General features: G+C 70.3%; 14 protein-coding genes. 11 read left to right on the top strand and 3 right to left on the bottom strand.

The window, feature by feature from the left end; translation table 11 throughout:
- Together NNW99_RS05155 and NNW99_RS05150 are read right to left on the bottom strand one after the other, a co-directional pair.
- Nucleotides 1–1,926: a molybdopterin oxidoreductase family protein gene (locus NNW99_RS05155; protein ID WP_215117507.1), complete on the bottom strand. Its 1,926-nt coding sequence runs from the start codon at nt 1,924–1,926 to the stop codon at nt 1–3.
- Nucleotides 1,923–2,894 carry a 2-dehydropantoate 2-reductase gene (locus tag NNW99_RS05150; RefSeq protein ID WP_215117506.1) on the bottom strand — a complete coding sequence of 324 codons (972 nt, stop codon included), beginning with the start codon at nt 2,892–2,894 and terminating at the stop codon, nt 1,923–1,925. Before NNW99_RS05150 ends, NNW99_RS05155 begins: the two co-directional genes overlap by 4 nt.
- 227 nt (nt 2,895–3,121) lie before the next feature.
- Between NNW99_RS05150 and NNW99_RS05145 the strand changes: the two genes are divergently transcribed.
- From NNW99_RS05145 to NNW99_RS05130, 4 genes are all read left to right on the top strand, one after another.
- Entirely contained in the window at nt 3,122–4,453 is a 1,332-nt protein-coding gene (locus tag NNW99_RS05145; RefSeq protein WP_215117505.1) for an OFA family MFS transporter, read from the top strand.
- Complete coding sequence (locus NNW99_RS05140; protein WP_215117504.1) at nt 4,425–4,562, top strand: hypothetical protein; 138 nt, start codon at nt 4,425–4,427, stop codon at nt 4,560–4,562. Before NNW99_RS05145 ends, NNW99_RS05140 begins: the two co-directional genes overlap by 29 nt.
- Nucleotides 4,563–4,713: 151 nt before the next feature.
- A complete protein-coding gene (locus tag NNW99_RS05135; RefSeq protein WP_215117503.1) occupies nt 4,714–5,652 on the top strand; it encodes a beta-ketoacyl-ACP synthase III in 939 nt (312 codons plus the stop codon).
- 153 nt (nt 5,653–5,805) lie between these two features.
- On the top strand, nt 5,806–6,483 hold the full coding sequence (locus NNW99_RS05130) for a GntR family transcriptional regulator (protein WP_215117502.1): 678 nt from the start codon (nt 5,806–5,808) through the stop codon (nt 6,481–6,483).
- Between the two features lie 12 nt (nt 6,484–6,495).
- Here NNW99_RS05130 and NNW99_RS05125 read toward each other — a convergent pair whose 3' ends face one another.
- Nucleotides 6,496–6,903: a PaaI family thioesterase gene (locus NNW99_RS05125; RefSeq protein ID WP_215117501.1), complete on the bottom strand. Its 408-nt coding sequence runs from the start codon at nt 6,901–6,903 to the stop codon at nt 6,496–6,498.
- A 254-nt stretch (nt 6,904–7,157) separates the two neighbouring features.
- Here NNW99_RS05125 and NNW99_RS05120 point away from each other — a divergent pair, with 254 nt between their 5' ends.
- From NNW99_RS05120 to NNW99_RS05090, 7 genes are all read left to right on the top strand, one after another.
- Entirely contained in the window at nt 7,158–8,339 is a 1,182-nt protein-coding gene (locus NNW99_RS05120; protein ID WP_184588398.1) for an ROK family transcriptional regulator, read from the top strand.
- 108 nt (nt 8,340–8,447) lie between these two features.
- Nucleotides 8,448–9,965 (top strand): sugar ABC transporter ATP-binding protein, encoded by a 1,518-nt coding sequence (locus tag NNW99_RS05115; protein ID WP_215117500.1) that lies wholly within the window; start codon nt 8,448–8,450, stop codon nt 9,963–9,965.
- Nucleotides 9,962–10,978, top strand: a complete 1,017-nt coding sequence (locus tag NNW99_RS05110) for an ABC transporter permease (protein ID WP_215117499.1) — start codon at nt 9,962–9,964, stop codon at nt 10,976–10,978. Before NNW99_RS05115 ends, NNW99_RS05110 begins: the two co-directional genes overlap by 4 nt.
- Nucleotides 10,979–10,995: 17 nt before the next feature.
- Nucleotides 10,996–12,042 carry a substrate-binding domain-containing protein gene (locus tag NNW99_RS05105; protein WP_215117498.1) on the top strand — a complete coding sequence of 349 codons (1,047 nt, stop codon included), beginning with the start codon at nt 10,996–10,998 and terminating at the stop codon, nt 12,040–12,042.
- Between the two features lie 61 nt (nt 12,043–12,103).
- Entirely contained in the window at nt 12,104–13,318 is a 1,215-nt protein-coding gene (locus tag NNW99_RS05100; RefSeq protein ID WP_215117497.1) for a Gfo/Idh/MocA family protein, read from the top strand.
- 15 nt (nt 13,319–13,333) lie between these two features.
- Nucleotides 13,334–14,332, top strand: a complete 999-nt coding sequence (locus NNW99_RS05095; protein WP_215117496.1) for a sugar phosphate isomerase/epimerase — start codon at nt 13,334–13,336, stop codon at nt 14,330–14,332.
- Between the two features lie 126 nt (nt 14,333–14,458).
- Entirely contained in the window at nt 14,459–18,199 is a 3,741-nt protein-coding gene (locus NNW99_RS05090) for a ThuA domain-containing protein (protein ID WP_215117495.1), read from the top strand.
- The last annotated feature ends 10 nt before the right edge of the window (nt 18,200–18,209 follow it).

The raw sequence follows: 18,209 nt of genomic DNA, 5'->3' as shown, positions 1-18,209 counted from the left end.
TCACCCCACGATGGTCGCGATGGGCAGCTTCTCGATCCGGATCGCCGACGCCTTGAACTCCGCCGTCCCCGCGATCGGGCAGTTCGCCTCGATCGTCAGCGCGTTGGTGTCCACCTCGTCGGGGAAGTGCATGGTCATGAAGGCGAGCCCGGGCCGCAGCGCGGTGTCCACCCACACGGGCGCCGTCACCGACCCGCGCCGCGAGGTGACCTGCACCTGCTCACCGACCACCACCCCGTAGCGCTCGGCGTCCTCCGGGCACAGCTCGATGAACTCGCCGCGCCGCAGCGGGGAGGCGTAACCGCCGCTCTGCACACCGGTGTTGTACGAGTCCAGCCGTCGCCCGGTGGTCAGCCGGATCGGGTACCGCTCGTCGGTGAGGTCCACGGGCGGGTCGTGCTGCACGATCCCGAAGGGCGCGAGCCGGCCGCGTGCCGAGGGGTCGGACTCCCACAACCGGCCGTGCAGATACGTCGGTTCGAGCCGCTCCGTGCTCGGGCACGGCCACTGGATGCCCTGGTGCTCCTCCAGGCGCTCGTACGTCATGCCGTAGTGGTCGGGCGAGATCGACCTCAGCTCGTTCCACACCGTCTCGGCGTCGGCGTACTTCCAGTCATGTCCGAGACGGGCCGCGAGATCGCAGAGGATGTCGATGTCCTCGCGCGCCTCGCCGGGCGGGGCGACGGCCCTGCGGACCCGCTGCACCCGCCGTTCGCTGTTGGTGGTCGTGCCCTCGGTCTCCGCCCAGCCGGCGGTGGCCGGCAGGACGACGTCCGCGAGTTCGGCCGTCTTCGTGAGGAAGATGTCCTGGACGACGAGGAAGTCCAGGGCCTTGAGCCGCCGTACGGCCTGTTCGCTGTCGGCCTCCGACTGGGCCGGGTTCTCGCCGATGCAGTAGACGGCCTTGAGACCGCCGTCCTCCATCGCCTCGAACATCTCCGTGAGGTTCAGTCCGTAGTGCGGCTGGATGACGGTGTCCCAGGCCGACTCGAACTTCAGCCGGGTGTCCGGGTCGAGGATGTCCTGGAAGCCGGGCAGCCTGTTGGGTATCGCGCCCATGTCGCCGCCGCCCTGCACGTTGTTCTGCCCGCGCAGCGGTTGCAGGCCGGAGCCGTAGCGGCCGACATGGCCGGTGAGCAGGGACAGATTGATCAGGGCGCGGACGTTGTCGGTGCCGTTGTGGTGCTCGGTGATGCCGAGGGTCCAGCACAGTTGGGCGCGCTCGGCCCGGGCATAGGCGTGCGCCAGCTCGCGGATGGCGGCGGCCGGTACGCCCGTCACCTTCTCGGCGAGCGACAGCGTCCACGGCTCGACCAGCGCCCGGTACTCCTCGAAGCCGGTGGTCGCCCGCTCGACGAACGCCTCGTTGGCGAGGCCCGCGTGGATGATCTCGCGGCCGATCGCGTGCGCCATCGGGATGTCGGTGCCGACGTTGAGGCCGAGCCAGCTCTCCGCCCACTCGGCGGTCGAGGTCCGGCGCGGATCGACCGCGTACATCCGGGCCCCGTTCCTGATCCCCTTCAGCACATGCTGGAAGAAGATCGGGTGCGCGAAGCGGGCGTTGGAGCCCCACATCACGACGAGGTCGGTGTGCTCGATCTCCTCGTACGACGACGTCCCGCCGCCCGAGCCGAACGCCGCCGACAGACCCGCCACGCTCGGGGCGTGACAGGTGCGGTTGCAGGAGTCGACGTTGTTGGTGCCCATGACGACCCGGGCGAACTTCTGCGCCACGTAGTTCATCTCGTTGGTGGCGCGGGCGCAGGAGAACATCCCGAACGCGCCGCGCGCGGCCTGGATGCCCCGGGCGGCCCGGTCCAGGGCCTCCTCCCAGCTCGCCCGCCGGAAGGGCTCGTCGCGGGAATCACGGACGAGCGGGTGCGTCAGCCGGGTGTAGGTCTTCGGGCTTCGATCGCGTTTCCTCATGCGGCGCTCCTCAGCGCGAGCAGGTCCGAGATGGCGTGCACGGTGCGCAGGGTGGGCACCTCCACGCCGGTGATCTCCGCCAACTCGACGACCGCCGCGAGGAGTACGTCGAGTTCGAGCGGCTTGCCGCGCTCCAGGTCCTGGAGCGTGGAGGTGCGGTGGTCGCCGACCCGCTCGGCGCCCGCGAGGCGGCGCTCGATGGAGACGCCGACCTGGCAGCCGAGGGCCTCGGCGACCGCGAGCGTCTCGGTCATCATGATCTCGATGACCTTGCGGGTGCCGCCGTGCAGGCACATCTGTCGCATGGTCGCGCGGGCCAGCGCGCTGATCGGGTTGAAGGAGATGTTGCCGAGCAGCTTGACCCAGATGTCGTCCCGCAGATCGGGCTCCACCGGGCACTTGAGCCCACCGGCCTGCATCGCCTCACTGAAGGCGAGACAGCGGGCCGAGAGGCTGCGGTCGGGCTCGCCGATGGAGAACCGCGTGCCTTCCAAATGCCGTACGAGGCCCGGCCCTTCGAGTTCGGTCGCCGCGTAGACGACACATCCGACGGCCCGTTCGGGCGCGAGCACCGCACTGACCGCGCCGTCCGGGTCCACGCTCTCGACGCGGTGGCCGTCGTAGGGGCCGCCGTGCCGGTGGAAGTACCACCAGGGGATGCCGTTCTGGGCCGCGACGACCGCTGTCGTCCCGTGCAGCAACGGCGCGATCAGCGGCCCGCACGCCGCGTACGCGTTGGCCTTCAGGCCCAGGAAGACGTAGTCGACCGGGCCCACTTCGGCCGGATCGTCGGTGGCGTGGGGGTGCGCGGTGAAATCGCCGCGCGGGCTGCGCACCCGGACTCCGTGCTGCCTCATGGCCGCCAGATGCGGTCCACGGGCGATGAGATGGACCTCGGCGCCCGCGCGGTGGAGCGCGGCGCCGACGTAGGCGCCGATGGCACCGGCGCCGAGAACTGCGACTTTCACGGGAACACTCCGTTCGGTTTGAGGGATACCGCGGAGGTGTGACCGCCGTACGGCCGCTGGGGAACGCGCCGTGCGGCTTGTGTCGACGAAATATTGTCTACAGTATGGAGGTTGGGGCGGCAAGGGTCCGCGCGCCGACCGTTCGCCGCATGCTGAATACCGCTCACCGCATACGGTCGACGCGCCGCCTTTTCAACTTCCCTGCGACTGCCTACCGTCCGGGAATCATGAGTCCCCCAGTCGCGCCCCCGGGCTGGAGCCGCTGGCTCGTCCCGCCCGCCGCTCTCTCCGTACATCTCTCCATCGGCCAGGCCTACGCCTGGAGCGTGTTCAAACCGCCCCTGGAGTCCGCGCTCGGACTCAGCGGCACGCAGAGCGCGCTGCCCTTCCAGCTGGGCATCGTCATGCTGGGCCTGTCCGCCGCGTTCGGCGGCACGCTCGTGGAACGCAACGGCCCCCGCTGGGCGATGACCGTCGCCCTGATCTGCTTCTCGTCCGGCTTCCTGCTCTCCGCGCTGGGCGCGTCCCTGGAGCAGTACTGGCTGATCGTGTTCGGCTACGGCTTCGTCGGCGGCATCGGCCTCGGCATCGGCTACATCTCTCCCGTCTCCACCCTGATCAAGTGGTTCCCGGACCGGCCCGGCATGGCCACCGGCATCGCCATCATGGGCTTCGGCGGCGGTGCGCTGATCGCCTCGCCGTGGTCGGCGCAGATGCTGGAGTCCTTCGGCGGTGACAGCTCCGGCATCGCCGTGGCCTTCCTCGTGCACGGGCTGTCGTACGCGGTCTTCATGCTGCTGGGCGTGCTGTTGGTCCGGGTTCCGCCTCATGCCTCAGGGGCGCGGGGAACTGCGCGACAAGCCCCCACCGGCCCGCAGGTATCCGCGAAACAGGCGCTGCGCACTCCCCAGTTCTGGCTCCTGTGGACCGTGCTCTGCATGAACGTCACCGCCGGCATCGGCATCCTGGAGAAGGCCGCGCCGATGATCACGGACTTCTTCGCGGACACCTCCACCCCGGTGTCCGTGACGGCCGCCGCCGGCTTCGTCGCCCTGCTGTCGGCGGCGAACATGGCGGGCCGCATCGGCTGGTCCTCGACGTCCGACCTGATCGGCCGCAAGAACATCTACCGCGTCTACCTGGGCGTCGGCGCCGTGATGTACGCGCTCATCGCCCTGTTCGGCGACACCTCCAAGCCGCTGTTCATCCTGTGCGCGCTGGTCATCCTGTCCTTCTACGGCGGCGGCTTCGCGACGATCCCGGCGTATCTGAAGGACCTGTTCGGGACGTACCAGGTCGGCGCCATCCACGGGCGGCTGCTCACGGCCTGGTCCCTGGCCGGTGTGCTCGGGCCGCTGATCGTGAACTGGATCGCCGACCGGCAGGAGGAGGCGGGCCGGCACGGCGCGTCCCTGTACGGGCTGTCGTTCGTCATCATGATCGGCCTGCTCGTCGTCGGCTTCGTCGCCAACGAGCTCGTCCGGCCCGTCGACCCCCGTCATCACGTCCCGCAGCCGAAGGAGGCCGATCGTGTCCAGCAGCAGTCAGAGTCCGCCTAGCCCGGACCGGCGGTGGCTGATCGCCTTCGCCTGGGTGTGGGTGGGCGTACCGCTCGCCTACGGGCTGTACGAGCTCGTCCGGAAGGCCACGCAGCTCTTCACCGGGTAGACGTTCGACAGGTGCGTGGGCGTCCGGGGTCCTGACCGAAGCTGACAAGCCTGGTGCTCGTTTCCTGTTGCCTTGGCTGCCGTCGTACCCGTGAGTCACTGCTCAGACTGGTGGGTCACGCTACCCAAGGCAACGAGGGGGACCCACCCATATGAACGGCTCGCGCATCGCCGCCGTCGGCCACTACCAGCCCGCCAAGGTGCTCACCAACGAGGACCTGGCGGGCACGGTGGACACCAGTGACGAGTGGATCAGGAGCCGGGTGGGAATCCGTACCCGCCACATCGCCGGGCCCGACGAACCCGTCGACGAGCTGGCCGCCCACGCCGCCGCCAAGGCCCTCGCGGCGGCCGGCCTCGCCCCCGCCGACATCGACCTGGTGCTGGTCGCCACCTCCACCGCCGTCGACCGCTCGCCCAACATGGCCGCCCGGGTCGCGGCCCGCCTCGGGATGCCGAACCCGGCCACCATGGACCTCAACGTCGTGTGCGCCGGGTTCACCCACGCCCTGGCCACCGCCGACCACGCCGTTCGCGCGGGGGGCGCGAGCCGGGCGCTGGTCATCGGGGCCGACAAGATGTCCGAGGTGACCGACTGGAGCGACCGCACCACCTGCGTGCTCGTCGGGGACGGGGCCGGGGCCGCGGTGGTCGAGGCCGCCGAGGAGTCCGGCATCGGGCCGGTGCTGTGGGGCTCGGTGCCCGAGATGGGTCATGCTGTGCGGATCGAGGGCACTCCGCCCCGTTTCGCCCAGGAAGGGCAGAGTGTCTACCGCTGGGCGACGACGCAGCTGCCGCCCATCGCGCGCCGGGCGTGCGAGCGGGCCGGTCTCGAGCCGGCCGACCTCGCGGGGGTCGTGCTGCACCAGGCGAACCTGCGCATCATCGAACCCCTCGCCGAGAAGATCGGCGCGGTGAACGCCGTCGTCGCGCGCGATGTCACCGAGTCCGGCAACACCTCCGCCGCGAGCATCCCGCTCGCCTTCTCCAAGCTCGTCGAACAGGGCGCGGTCTCCACCGGCGACCCGGTCCTGCTGTTCGGCTTCGGCGGGAACCTGTCGTACGCGGGACAGGTCGTGCGCTGCCCCTGAGCCCTCCGGCCGCAGGGGTGTGACGCGGCCAACTGCCCCGAACCCTGGCCTTTGTGCGCCGTAGACTGTAGACGAAAGACAATCGATACTGACTCTGCGGCGGCACCGGTGGCCGCCGCGCTGTGCACGGCCCTGCCGAGGAGGGGGACCGCGATGCTGTCGACAGGCCTGCCCCAGGGGGCGGTACCCAAGCTGGAACGCCCGGGTCCGCTGCGTGACCGTGTCTACGAGGCACTCCTCGAACTCATCACCACCCGGGCCCTCCAGCCCGGCCAGCACCTCGTCGAGAGCGAACTCGCCGGGCATCTGGGGGTCTCCCGGCAGCCGGTGCGCGAGGCGCTGCAACGGCTGAACACCGAGGGGTGGGTCGATCTGCGGCCCGCCCAGGGCGCGTTCGTGCACGAACCGACGGAGGAGGAGGCCGACCAGCTCCTCACGGTCCGTACGCTTCTGGAGGCCGAGGCGGCCCGGCTCGCGGCGGCCAACGCGACCAGCGCGGGGCTCACGGCCCTGGAATCCCTGTGCGCCGAGGGCGAGAAGGCCGTCGAGGCGGACGACGTGGACAGCGCCGTCGCCATGAACGCCCGCTTCCACGCCAAGATCATGGAACTCGCCGGCAACGCCGTCCTCGCCGAACTCGCCGCCCAGGTGGACCGGCGCGTGCGCTGGTACTACACGCCGGTGGCCCGCCAGCGCGGCCACCAGTCCTGGATCGAACACCGCGAACTGATCGCCGCGATCGCGGGCCGGGACGAACAGCGGGCCACTCAGCTGATGCGCGAACACACCGAGCACACACGGCGGTCGTACCACGCGCGGGCGCGTTCGTAGCGCTCGCTCCCTTCAGCGGGCTGTCAGCACCGCCTGGGTCTGCGTCGTCTGGCCCACCAGGGTGCCCTCCTCGTCGTGCAGGTCCGTCCGGACGGCGAGGAACGAGCGCCCCACGTGCACGGGCCGTGCCTCGGCGCGGACGACGCCCGACCGCACGGCGCGGAAGAAGTTCGTCTTCGACTCGACCGTCGAGGTGCCCGCGCCCGGCGGCAGATTGAGGAACGCGCAGACCGCGCCGGCCGTGTCGGCGAGCGCCATCAGGGCTCCGCCGTGCAGGGCGCCGCCCACCGTGCACAACTCCGGAGCCCAGGGAAGCGCGGCCCTGACCCGGGCGGGGGCGGCCTCCTCGAGGGCGATGCCCAGCTTCCCGGCGAAGGGAACCGCCCGCAACAGGGCCTCGGGGGCAGGAGTGTCGGTCATACGGGACCTCCGGACGTCGACGACGCGTGCTGGTGCCAGCCTGACCTGGGCCGCGCTCACGGTCGATTACCTGCCGGGTAAGGCTCGCCCCTCGTGTCTTTGTCCTGTGAGTGGAAAAAGTAGAGCCCAATTCCTGCGCGACTTCTTCCCACCTCCGGCAGCCGCTGCTACGTTCCCTCCGAAAGCAAGCCACTGATGTGGCGGAAAACCGGCGCGCACAGGCCGATCGAGGCGGGGAGGGGCTCGTGAGACGTATGACCGCACGACCCGGAAACGCCCACCAGGCCCGACTGCTCACGCTGTTGCGCGACGGCGGCCCCAACTCCCGTGCCCAGCTGGGCGACCAGGTCGACCTCTCGCGGTCCAAGCTCGCCGTGGAGGTGGACCGGCTGCTGGAGACGGGGCTGGTCGTGGCCGACGGACTCGCCGCCTCGCGCGGCGGCCGCCGCTCCCACAACATCCGGCTCAACCCCGGTCTGCGCTTCCTCGGCGTCGACATCGGCGCGACTTCGGTCGACGTCGCCGTCACCAACGCCGAACTGGAGACGCTCGGCCACATCAACCAGCCCATGGACGTACGCGAAGGCCCGGTCGCGGTCTTCGAACAGGTCCTGGCCATGGCCGCCAAGCTCAAGGCCTCGGGGCTCGCGGAGGGGTTCGACGGCGCCGGCATCGGCGTCCCGGGCCCGGTCCGCTTCCCCGAGGGCATCCCGGTGGCACCGCCGATCATGCCCGGCTGGGACGGCTTCCCCGTGCGGGAGGCGCTCAGCCAGGAACTCGGCTGCCCGGTCATGGTCGACAACGACGTGAACCTCATGGCGATGGGGGAGCAGCACGCGGGCGTCGCCCGCACCGTCGCCGACTTCCTCTGCGTCAAGATCGGCACCGGCATCGGCTGCGGCATCGTCGTCGGCGGTGAGGTCTACCGCGGCACGACGGGCAGCGCCGGCGACATCGGGCACATCCAGGCCGTGCCCGACGGCAGGCCCTGCGCCTGCGGCAACCGGGGCTGCCTGGAGGCCCACTTCAGCGGGGCGGCCCTCGCCCGCGACGCCACGGAGGCCGCCCAGCAGGGACTTTCGGCCGAGCTGGCGTCACGTCTGGAGACGAACGGCGGTCTCACCGCCGTCGACGTCGCCGCCGCGGCCGCCGCGGGCGACGCCACCGCCCTCGACCTGATCCGCGAGGGCGGCAATCACACCGGCCAGGTCATCGCCGGCCTGGTCAGTTTCTTCAACCCGGGCCTGGTGGTGATCGGCGGCGGGGTGACCGGTCTCGGCCACACCCTGCTCGCCGCGATCCGCACCCAGGTCTACCGCCAGTCGCTGCCGCTGGCGACCGGCAATCTGCCCATCGTCCTGGGCGAGTTGGGACCCGCCGCCGGTGTCATCGGCGCGGCCCGGCTCATCAGCGATCACCTGTTCTCACCTGCGTAAGCGCACAGTTCCGTACGGCGTACCTGTACCGCGCCCTGCACAGTGCCCTGCTCCGCTCCGCTCCGCCCTGCCCTGAACCGGCCCGCACGCCTGCCAAGGGGAATTCGCATGGCACCAGAACCACCGCTGCTCAGCATGTCCGGCATCACCAAGTCGTTCCCCGGAGTCCGGGCGCTCGACGGCGTCGACCTCGACGTCCAGGCCGGTGAGGTGCACTGCCTGCTCGGCCAGAACGGCGCGGGCAAGTCGACCCTCATCAAGGTCTTGGCCGGTGCCCACCAACCCGACACCGGCACCATCCGCTGGCGCGGTGAGGAGGTCACGCTCCGCTCGCCGATCGCCGCCATGCGCCTGGGCATCGCCACCATCTACCAGGAACTCGACCTGGTGGAGCATCTGTCGGTCGCCGAGAACGTCCACCTCGGGCATGAGCCGACCACAGCCGGGTTCGTCGTACGCGGGAGGACGGCGCGCGAGTCGACCGCCCGGCTGCTCAAGCGACTCGGGCATCCGGAGGTCGATCCGGCCCGTCTCGTCGGGGAGTTGTCGGCCGCGCAGCAGCAGATCGTGTCCATGGCGCGGGCGCTCTCCCACGATGTGCGGCTCATCGTGATGGACGAGCCCTCCGCCGCCCTCGACCCGGACGAGGTCGACAACCTCTTCCGCATCGTCGGTGATCTCACCGCCGGCGGAGTCGCCGTCGTCTACATCTCGCACCGGCTGGAGGAGATCCGGCGCATCGGCGACCGGGTCACCGTGCTGAAGGACGGACGGGCCGTCGCGAACGGGCTCCCGGCGAAGTCGACACCGACCCGCGAGGTCGTCGCGCTGATGACGGGCCGCAACGTCGAGTACGTCTTCCCCGACCGGCCCGTCTCCCCGCCGACCGGAGAATCGGTTCTCCGGATTCAAGGGCTGGCTCGGCAAGGGGAGTTCGAGGCCTTCGACCTGGAGGTACGGCCGGGCGAGATCGTCGGCCTCGCCGGACTGGTCGGCTCGGGCCGCTCCGAGATCCTGGAGACCGTCTACGGAGCTCGCAAACCGACGTCCGGTCAGGTCCTCGTCGACGGACGGCCCTTGAGGCCGGGCAGCGTACGGGCCGCCGTCCGCGCCGGACTCGGGCTCGCCCCCGAGGAACGCAAGGCCCAGGCCCTGCTGATGCTGGAGTCCGTCACCCGCAATGTGTCGGTCTCCTCCATGTCCCGCTTCTCGCGCGGCGGCTGGATCGACCGGCGCGCCGAACTCGGTGCCGCCCGGGCCGCGACGCGCGAGCTGTCGCTCAGGCCGGACAACCCGTCCGTGCCCGTGCGCACCCTGTCCGGCGGCAATCAGCAGAAGGCCGTCCTGGCCCGCTGGCTGCTGCGCGGCTGCCGGGTGCTGCTGCTCGACGAACCCACCCGCGGCGTCGACGTCGGCGCGCGCGCCGAACTGTACGCCGTGGTCCGCAGGCTGGCCGACGAAGGCCTCGCCGTGCTGCTGGTCTCCAGCGAGGTGCCCGAGGTGCTCGGCCTCGCCGATCGCGTCCTGGTGCTGCGCGAGGGCCGTGTCGTCCACACGGCACCCGCGCGCGAACTCGACGAACACCGCGTACTCGACCTGGTCATGGAAGGAAGCCCGGCGTCATGACGCAGCCCGTCTCCCCACCGCGGGACAGCACCGACAAGGTGCCCGAGGCTCAGCCCCCGGCCTGGCGCGGCCTGCTGTTCCGCGCCGACGTCCGCACCCTCTCCCTGCTCGGCGTGCTCGCCGCGCTGATCCTGATCGGCGGCATCACCAAGCCCGACGAGTTCCTCGACACCCGCAACCTGCAACTCGTCCTCACCCAGGCCTCCGTGATCGGCGTCGTCACCGTCGGCATGACCTTCGTCATCGTCTCCGGCGGCATCGACCTGTCGGTCGGCGCGATCGTCGCCCTCGCCTCCGTGTGGGCGACGACGGTCGCCACCCAGGAGTACGGTTTCGTCGGGATCCTCTTCACGGCGATGATCGTCGGGGTCGGCTGCGGGCTGGTCAACGGGGTGCTCATCGCCTACGGCGCGATGGTGCCGTTCATCGCCACCCTCGCCATGCTGGCCTCCGCCCGCGGTCTCGCCCTGCAGATCACCGACGGCAAGACCCAGATCGTCACCGTGCCCTCCGTCCTCGACCTCGGCGAGCGCGACGCCTACGTCCTCGGCATCCCGCCCCTGGTCCTGGTCTTCGCGGTCGTGACGGTCATCGGCTGGCTGGTGCTCAACCGCACCACCTTCGGCCGCCGCACCGTCGCCGTCGGCGGCAACCCGGAGGCCGCCCGGCTCGCCGGCATCGACGTACGCCGCCAGCGGCTCTACCTCTATCTGCTGTCCGGCCTGTGCTGCGGCATCGCCGCCTTCCTGCTGATCGTGCTGGCCGGCTCCGGCCAGAACACCAACGGCAACCTCTACGAACTCGACGCCATCGCCGCCGCGATCATCGGCGGCACCCTGCTCAGCGGCGGCCGGGGCACCATCGTCGGCTCCGTCCTGGGCGTCCTGATCTTCACCACGATCACCAACATCTTCGCCCTGAACAACCTGCAGAGCGACGTCCAGCAGATCGCCAAGGGCGCGATCATCGTCGCCGCCGTGCTGGTCCAGCGCCGTACCGCGAGCACGACCTGAGGAAAGGGTTCACCGCCATGACAGAGATCACGAGCCGCAGAGGACTGCTCTTCGGGGCCGCCGCCGTCTCCGCCGGTGCCCTCATCACGGGTTGCACGAGCAACGAGCCCTCCGGCTCCAAGGACGAGCCGGCCGGGAACGACCAGCCCGCCGCCGACGACAAGCCGGGCAAGAAGGTCACCATCGGCTTCGCCGGACCGCAGGCCGACCACGGCTGGCTCAACGCCATCAACGACAACGCCAAGGAGCGGGCCGAGAAGTACGCGGACGTCACCCTGGAGATCACCGAGGGCTCCAACGACACCGCCCAGCAGATCGGCCAGATCGAGACCCTCATCAACAAGAAGGTCGACGTCCTGGTGGTGCTGCCCGCCGACGGCAAGGCCCTCACCCAGGTCGGGCTGAAGGCGATGCGCGCGGGCATCCCGGTCGTCAACCTCGACCGGATCTTCAACACCCCGCAGGCCTACCGCTGCTGGATCGGCGGCGACAACTACGGCATGGGCCTCAACGCCGGGCACTACATCGGCGAGAAGCTCAAGGGCAAGTCCGGCGCCCGCGTCATCGAACTGGCGGGCCTGGACAACCTGGAGCTGACCAAGCAGCGCACCAAGGGCTTCGACGACGCCCTGAAGAACTACCCCAACATCAAGAAGGTCGCCCGCCAGGCCGCCGAGTTCACCGTCGAGTCCGGGCAGGCCAAGATGGCGCAGCTGCTCCAGGCCCAGTCGAAGTTCGACGCGCTGTGGAACCACGACGACGACCAGGGCGTGGGCGCGCTGCGCGCCATCGAGCAGGCCGGGCGCGACGACTTCCTGATGGTCGGCGGGGCCGGAGCGCTCTCCGCCTTCCAGGCCATCAAGCAGGACGACGGTGTGCTCAAGGCGACGGTGCTCTACCCGCCGACCATGGCCGCCTCCGCGATCGACCTCGCCCGCGCCCTCGGCCAGGGCAAGGGCGTCGGCGGCATGGCCGAGTTCGAGATCCCCGCGTCGATCACGCTCTACTCGGCCGTCGTCGACAAGACGAACGTCGACCAGTACATGCCCACCGGCTTCCAGTGACCGGTTCCGCCCCCGCACCCCCCACGTGCGCGACCCCGACCAGGACGAGGAGGACTCCCACATGGGACAGCCGCAGCAGCAGTCAGAAGGGACCGAGGAGGCAGGCAAGCCACCCCTGCGCGTGGGGATGGTGGGCTACGCCTTCATGGGCGCCGCCCACTCCCAGGGCTGGCGCACCGCGGGCCGCGTCTTCGACCTGCCGCTGAACCCGGTGCGGGCCGCGATCTGCGGCCGGGACGCCACCGCCGCGCGGGCGGCGGCGGACCGGCACGGCTGGGCGTCCGTCGAGACCGACTGGCGTGCCCTCGTCGAACGGGACGACATCGACCTCGTCGACATCTGCACCCCCGGCGACAGTCACGCCGAGATCGCCCTCGCCGCCCTGGCCGCCGGCAAGCACGTCCTGTGCGAGAAGCCCCTCGCCAACACCGTCGAGGAGGCCGCGTCGATGGAACGCGCGGCCGAGGAGGCGCAGGCACGGGGCCAGGTGGCGATGGTCGGCTTCAACTACCGCCGGGTGCCGGCCACCGCCCTGGCCCGCCGGATGGTCGTCGAGGGCCGCCTGGGCAGGCTGCGGCACGTGCGCGTGTCGTACCTCCAGGACTGGCTCGTCGACCCGGACTTCCCGCTGACCTGGCGGCTGCGCAGGGAGCAGGCCGGCTCGGGCTCGCTCGGCGACCTGGGCGCGCACATCATCGACCTCGCGCAGTATCTGACGGGGGAGCGGCTGGCGGGCGTCTCCGCGCTGACGGAGACCTTCGTACGGGAGCGGCCGCTGCCCACCGGCGCCACCAGCGGGCTGGCCGCGGTCTCCTCGGCCGGCACCGGCCAGGTCACCGTGGACGACGCCGCCCTGTTCACGGCCCGCTTCCCCTCCGGCGCCCTCGCCTCCTTCGAGGCCACCCGCTACGCCACCGGCCGCAAGAACGCCCTGCGCATCGAGCTCAACGGGGAGCGCGGCTCGCTCGCCTTCGACCTGGAGCGGCTGAACGAACTGTCGTTCCACGACGGCACCGAGCCGGGCGCCGAGGCCGGCTTCCGCCGGATCCTCGTCACCGAACCCGACCACCCCTACCTGGATGCCTGGTGGCCGCCGGGCCACGGCCTCGGCTACGAGCACACCTTCGTCCACCAGGCCCGCGACCTGGTCCACGCCGTCGCCGAGGGCCGCCGCCCCGAACCCTCCTTCGCCGACGGGCTGCAGGTGCAGCGCGTGCTCGCGGCGGTCGAGGAGAGCGCCGAGAAGAACTCCGTCTACACCCCGATCGCGGTCTGAGGAGGCTGACGCGCAATGCCGCGTACGTTCACGCTGTTCACCGGCCAGTGGGCGGACCTGCCCCTGGAGGAGGTCTGCCGGCTCGCCCGCGACTTCGGCTACGACGGCCTCGAACTCGCCTGCTGGGGCGACCACTTCGAAGTCGACAAGGCGCTCTCCGACCCGGGGTATCTCGACGGCCGCCGGGCCCTGCTCGACAAGTACGGCCTCAAGTGCTGGGCCGTCTCCAACCACCTCGTCGGCCAGGCCGTCTGCGACGCCATCATCGACGAACGCCACCAGGCCATCGTGCCGGACGCGGTGTGGGGCGACGGAGACCCGGAAGGCGTACGGCAGCGGGCCGCCGACCGCATGAAGGACACCGCGCGCGCCGCGGCCGCCTTCGGTGTCGACACGGTCATCGGCTTCACCGGCTCCGCCATCTGGCACCTGGTCGCCATGTTCCCGCCCGCCCCCGACGCGATGATCGAACGCGGCTACCAGGACTTCGCCGACCGCTGGAACCCGATCCTGGACGTCTTCGACGCCGAGGGCGTGCGGTTCGCCCATGAGGTGCACCCCAGCGAGATCGCCTACGACTACTGGACGACGGCCCGCGCGCTGGAGGCGGTCGGTCGTCGCCCCGCCTTCGGCCTCAACTTCGACCCCTCGCACTTCGTGTGGCAGGACCTCGACCCGGTCGGCTTCCTCTGGGACTTCCGCGACCGGATCTACCACGTCGACTGCAAGGAGGCCCGCAAGCGCCTCGACGGACGCAACGGCCGGCTCGGCTCCCATCTGCCCTGGGGCGACCCGCGGCGCGGCTGGGACTTCGTCTCCGCCGGGCACGGCGACGTCCCGTGGGAGGACGTCTTCCGGATGCTGCGCTCCATCGACTACCAGGGCCCGGTCTCGGTCGAGTGGGAGGACGCCGGCATGGACCGGCTCCAGGGGGCGCCCGAGGCGCTGACCCGGCTGAAGGCCTTCGACTTCGACCCACCGAGCGCGTCCTTCGACGCGGCGTTCAACAGCTGAACCAGGACACCTCCGGGGTGACGGCGCACCCCGGCGCCCGCACCGCACGTCCACGCACCGCACGTCTACGCACCGCACGTCTACGCACCCACCCCGTACGGCCCACCCCGTTCCCGGAGGGACTTCGTGCACAGAACCAGACTCAGAAGCACCCGCACCCCCAGGTATTCCAGGCATCCCAGGCGTTCTGGGCTTCGCGCCACCGTCGCCCTGTTCACCGGCCTGCTCCTGGCCGTGGGCACCCCCGCCACCGTCGCCGGCGCCCACCCCGGGCACCCGGAACACGACGATCCGGCAGCCGCCGAGGGGCAGTTCCAGCAGGTGCCGCTCGCCAAGGGCGAACCCGAGATGGGCGAGCCGATGTCGCTCGCCGTGCTCCCGGACCGCAGCGTCCTGCACACCTCGCGCGACGGCACACTGCGCCTCACCGACCAGGGCGGCGTCACCAAGATCGCCGGCAAGCTCGACGTCTACAGCCACGACGAGGAGGGCCTCCAGGGCGTCGGCATCGACCCGGACTTCAAGAACAACCGGGCGATCTACCTCTACTACGCCCCGCCGCTCGACACCCCCGCGGGCGACGCCCCGGAGACCGGCACCGCCGACGACTTCAAGAAGTTCGACGGCGTCAACCGCCTCTCCCGCTTCACCCTGAACGCCAACGGCACGCTGAATGCGGCCAGCGAGAAGAAGGTCATCGACGTCGCGGCCTCCCGCGGCATCTGCTGCCACGTCGGCGGCGACATCGACTTCGACGCGGCCGGCAACCTCTATCTGTCGACCGGCGACGACTCCAACCCCTTCGCCTCCGACGGCTACACGCCCATCGACGACCGCGAGGGCCGCAACCCCGCCTTCGACGCCCGCCGCAGCTCCGCCAACACCAACGACCTGCGCGGCAAGATCCTGCGGATCAAGGTCGCCGAGGACGGCTCGTACACCGTCCCGGACGGCAACCTCTTCGCCCCGGGCACGGACAAGACCCGTCCCGAGATCTACGCGATGGGCTTCCGCAACCCGTTCCGGATGAGCGTCGACGACAAGACCGGCATCGTCTACGTCGGCGACTACGGCCCCGACGCGGGCGCCGCCGACCCGAAGCGGGGCCCGGCGGGACAGGTCGAGTTCGCCAAGGTGACGAAGGCCGCCAACTTCGGCTGGCCGTTCTGCACCGGCAACAACGACGCCTACCTCGACTACGACTTCGCCACCAAGGAGTCCGGCGAGAAGTTCGACTGCGCCGCCCCCAAGAACTCCTCGCCGTACAACACGGGCCTCACCGACCTGCCGCCCGCGCAGGCCGCCTGGATCCCCTACGACGGCGGCTCCGTGCCCGAGTTCGGCACCGGATCCGAGTCCCCCATGGCGGGCCCGGTCTACCGCTACGACCCCGACCTCGACTCCAAGGTGAAGTTCCCCGAGGCCTACGACGGTGACTTCTTCGCGGGTGAGTTCGGCCGCCGCTGGATCAAGCGGATCGAGCAGACGGCCGAGGGCGCCGTCGCGAAGATCAACGACTTCCCGTGGACCGGCACCCAGATCATGGACATGGAGTTCGGCCCCGACGGCGCGCTCTACGTCCTCGACTACGGCGTCTCCTGGTTCCAGGGCGACGAGCACTCCGCGCTGTACCGGATCGAGAACGCCGAGGACGGCTTCTCCCCGATCGCCGAGGTCAGCGCCGACAAGACGTCCGGAGCGGCCGGCCTGAAGGTCAAGTTCACCGGTTCCGCCAAGGACGCCGACTCCCCGGACCTCACCTACGCCTGGGACTTCGGCGACGGCACCAAGGGCGAGGGCCTCAACCCCACCCACAAGTACAAGAAGGTCGGCACCTACACCGCCACCTTCACCGCCAAGGACGCCGAGGGCAACACCGGCAACGCCAGCACCCGGATCGTCGTCGGCAACACCGAGCCCACGGTGCGGATCGACATCCCGGGCAACGGCGCCCTGGCCGAGTTCGGCAAGCCCGTCCCCTTCAAGGTGACCGTCACCGACCCCGAGGAGACGGTCGACTGCTCCAAGGTCAAGGTCGCTTACAGCCTCGGCCACGACTCCCACGCCCACGAGCTGACCAGCGAGATGGGCTGCGAGGGCACCCTGAAGCCGCCCCCCGGTGACGGCGGCCACGACCCCAACGCCAACATCTACGGTGTCGTCGGCGCCAGTTACACCGACGGCGGGGCGAACGGCCAGGAGACCCTGACCGGCACCGCCCGCGCCGTGCTCCAGCCGCTGCACCGCCAGGGCGAGCACTTCGGCACCCAGTCGGGCGTCACGGTGATCGACAAGACCGGCGCCAACGGCGGCAAGACCGTCGGCAACATCGACGACGGCGACTGGATCTCCTTCACCCCCTACCGGTTCGACGGCCAGAAGAAGATGACCGTGCGGGCCTCCTCCGGCGGCGCGGGCGGCTTCATCGAACTGCGCACCGGCTCGCCCGACGGCAAGCTGCACGGCTCGGCCTACATCCCGCCGACCGGCGGCTGGGAGACCTTCCAGAACGTCGACGTGCCGCTGCGGTCCCTGCCGAAGAAGACCACGGACATCTACCTGGTCTTCAAGGGCGGCGCGGGCGCGCTGTTCGACGTGGACGACTTCGAGTTCTCCACCAAGCCGTTCAAGGGCGGCAAGAAGGTCCTGGTCTTCTCCAAGACCGCCGGCTTCCGGCACGACTCCATCCCGGCCGGCATCACCGCCCTGAAGGAGCTCGGCGGCCCGGCCGGCATCACGGTCGACGCGACCGAGGAGGCCCGCCAGTTCACCACGACCAACCTCGCCAAGTACGACGCGGTGGCCTTCCTGTCCACCACGGGTGATGTCCTCAACGCCGAGCAGCAGAAGGCCTTCGAGGACTACGTGGCGGGCGGCGGCGGTTACCTGGGCATCCACGCCGCGGCCGACACCGAGTACGACTGGGCCTTCTACGGCGGCCTCGTCGGCGCCTACTTCGACTCGCACCCGGCCATCCAGAAGGCCACCGTCCGCGTCGAGGACCACGACCACCCGTCCACCGGGCATCTGGGCGAGGCCTGGGAGCGCACCGACGAGTGGTACAACTACCGCACCAACCCCCGTGAGCAGGCCAAGGTCCTCGCCACCCTGGACGAGACCACCTACCAGGGCGGGAACATGAAGGGCGACCACCCGATCGCCTGGTGCCAGAGCTACGGCGGCGGCCGGTCCTTCTACACCGGCGGCGGACACACCAAGGAGTCCTACGCCGAGGAGGCCTTCCGCGCCCACCTGCTCGGCGGCCTCCAGTACGCCACCGGCCAGGTCAAGGCGGACTGCAAGCCGAGCAAGGACCACCGGAAGATCTTCAACGGCCGGACCCTGGACGGCTGGAAGCAGGCCGGCCCCGGCAAGTTCGCCGTCAAGGACGGCGTGATGGAGTCCGAGGGAGGCATGGGCCTGCTCTGGTACCAGGCCAAGGAGCTGAAGTCGTACTCCCTCAAGCTCGACTGGAAGATGCGGGGCGACGACAACTCCGGGATCTTCGTGGGCTTCCCCGCCTCCGACGACCCCTGGTCCGCCGTGAACAAGGGCTACGAGATCCAGATCGACGCCACGGACGCGGCCGACCGCACCACGGGCTCCGTCTACTCGTTCAAGTCGGCCAACATCAAGGCCCGTGACCAGGTTCTGCGGCCGCCCGGCCAGTGGAACTCCTACGAGATCAAGGTCCAGGGCGAACGCCTCCAGGTGTTCCTCAACGGAGTCAAGATCAACGACTTCACCAACAAGGACCCCCAGCGGAGCCTGACCGACGGCTACATCGGCCTCCAGAACCATGGCGCCGACGACCAGGTCTCCTTCCGCAACATCCAGTTGAAGGAACTGCCCGTCAAGGGCGACTGAACGGCGGCGG

The organism is Streptomyces sp. CRCS-T-1 (genome assembly GCF_024442335.1).
GTDB classification, from domain to species: Bacteria; Actinomycetota; Actinomycetes; order Streptomycetales; family Streptomycetaceae; genus Streptomyces; species Streptomyces koelreuteriae.
The sequence above is the reverse complement of the archived record's forward strand: the minus strand, read 5'-3'. Positions and strand labels throughout refer to the sequence as shown.

What these genes read in the sequence shown, in the direction of transcription:
- NNW99_RS05155 (WP_215117507.1), bottom strand. Translation starts at nt 1,926, where the DNA reads ATGAGGAAACGCGATCGAAGCCCGAAGACCTACACCCGGCTGACGCAC.
- NNW99_RS05145 (WP_215117505.1), top strand. Translation starts at nt 3,122, where the DNA reads ATGAGTCCCCCAGTCGCGCCCCCGGGCTGGAGCCGCTGGCTCGTCCCG.
- NNW99_RS05135 (WP_215117503.1), top strand. Translation starts at nt 4,714, where the DNA reads ATGAACGGCTCGCGCATCGCCGCCGTCGGCCACTACCAGCCCGCCAAG.
- NNW99_RS05130 (WP_215117502.1), top strand. Translation starts at nt 5,806, where the DNA reads ATGCTGTCGACAGGCCTGCCCCAGGGGGCGGTACCCAAGCTGGAACGC.
- NNW99_RS05125 (WP_215117501.1), bottom strand. Translation starts at nt 6,903, where the DNA reads ATGACCGACACTCCTGCCCCCGAGGCCCTGTTGCGGGCGGTTCCCTTC.
- NNW99_RS05120 (WP_184588398.1), top strand. Translation starts at nt 7,158, where the DNA reads ATGACCGCACGACCCGGAAACGCCCACCAGGCCCGACTGCTCACGCTG.
- NNW99_RS05115 (WP_215117500.1), top strand. Translation starts at nt 8,448, where the DNA reads ATGGCACCAGAACCACCGCTGCTCAGCATGTCCGGCATCACCAAGTCG.
- NNW99_RS05110 (WP_215117499.1), top strand. Translation starts at nt 9,962, where the DNA reads ATGACGCAGCCCGTCTCCCCACCGCGGGACAGCACCGACAAGGTGCCC.
- NNW99_RS05105 (WP_215117498.1), top strand. Translation starts at nt 10,996, where the DNA reads ATGACAGAGATCACGAGCCGCAGAGGACTGCTCTTCGGGGCCGCCGCC.
- NNW99_RS05100 (WP_215117497.1), top strand. Translation starts at nt 12,104, where the DNA reads ATGGGACAGCCGCAGCAGCAGTCAGAAGGGACCGAGGAGGCAGGCAAG.
- NNW99_RS05095 (WP_215117496.1), top strand. Translation starts at nt 13,334, where the DNA reads ATGCCGCGTACGTTCACGCTGTTCACCGGCCAGTGGGCGGACCTGCCC.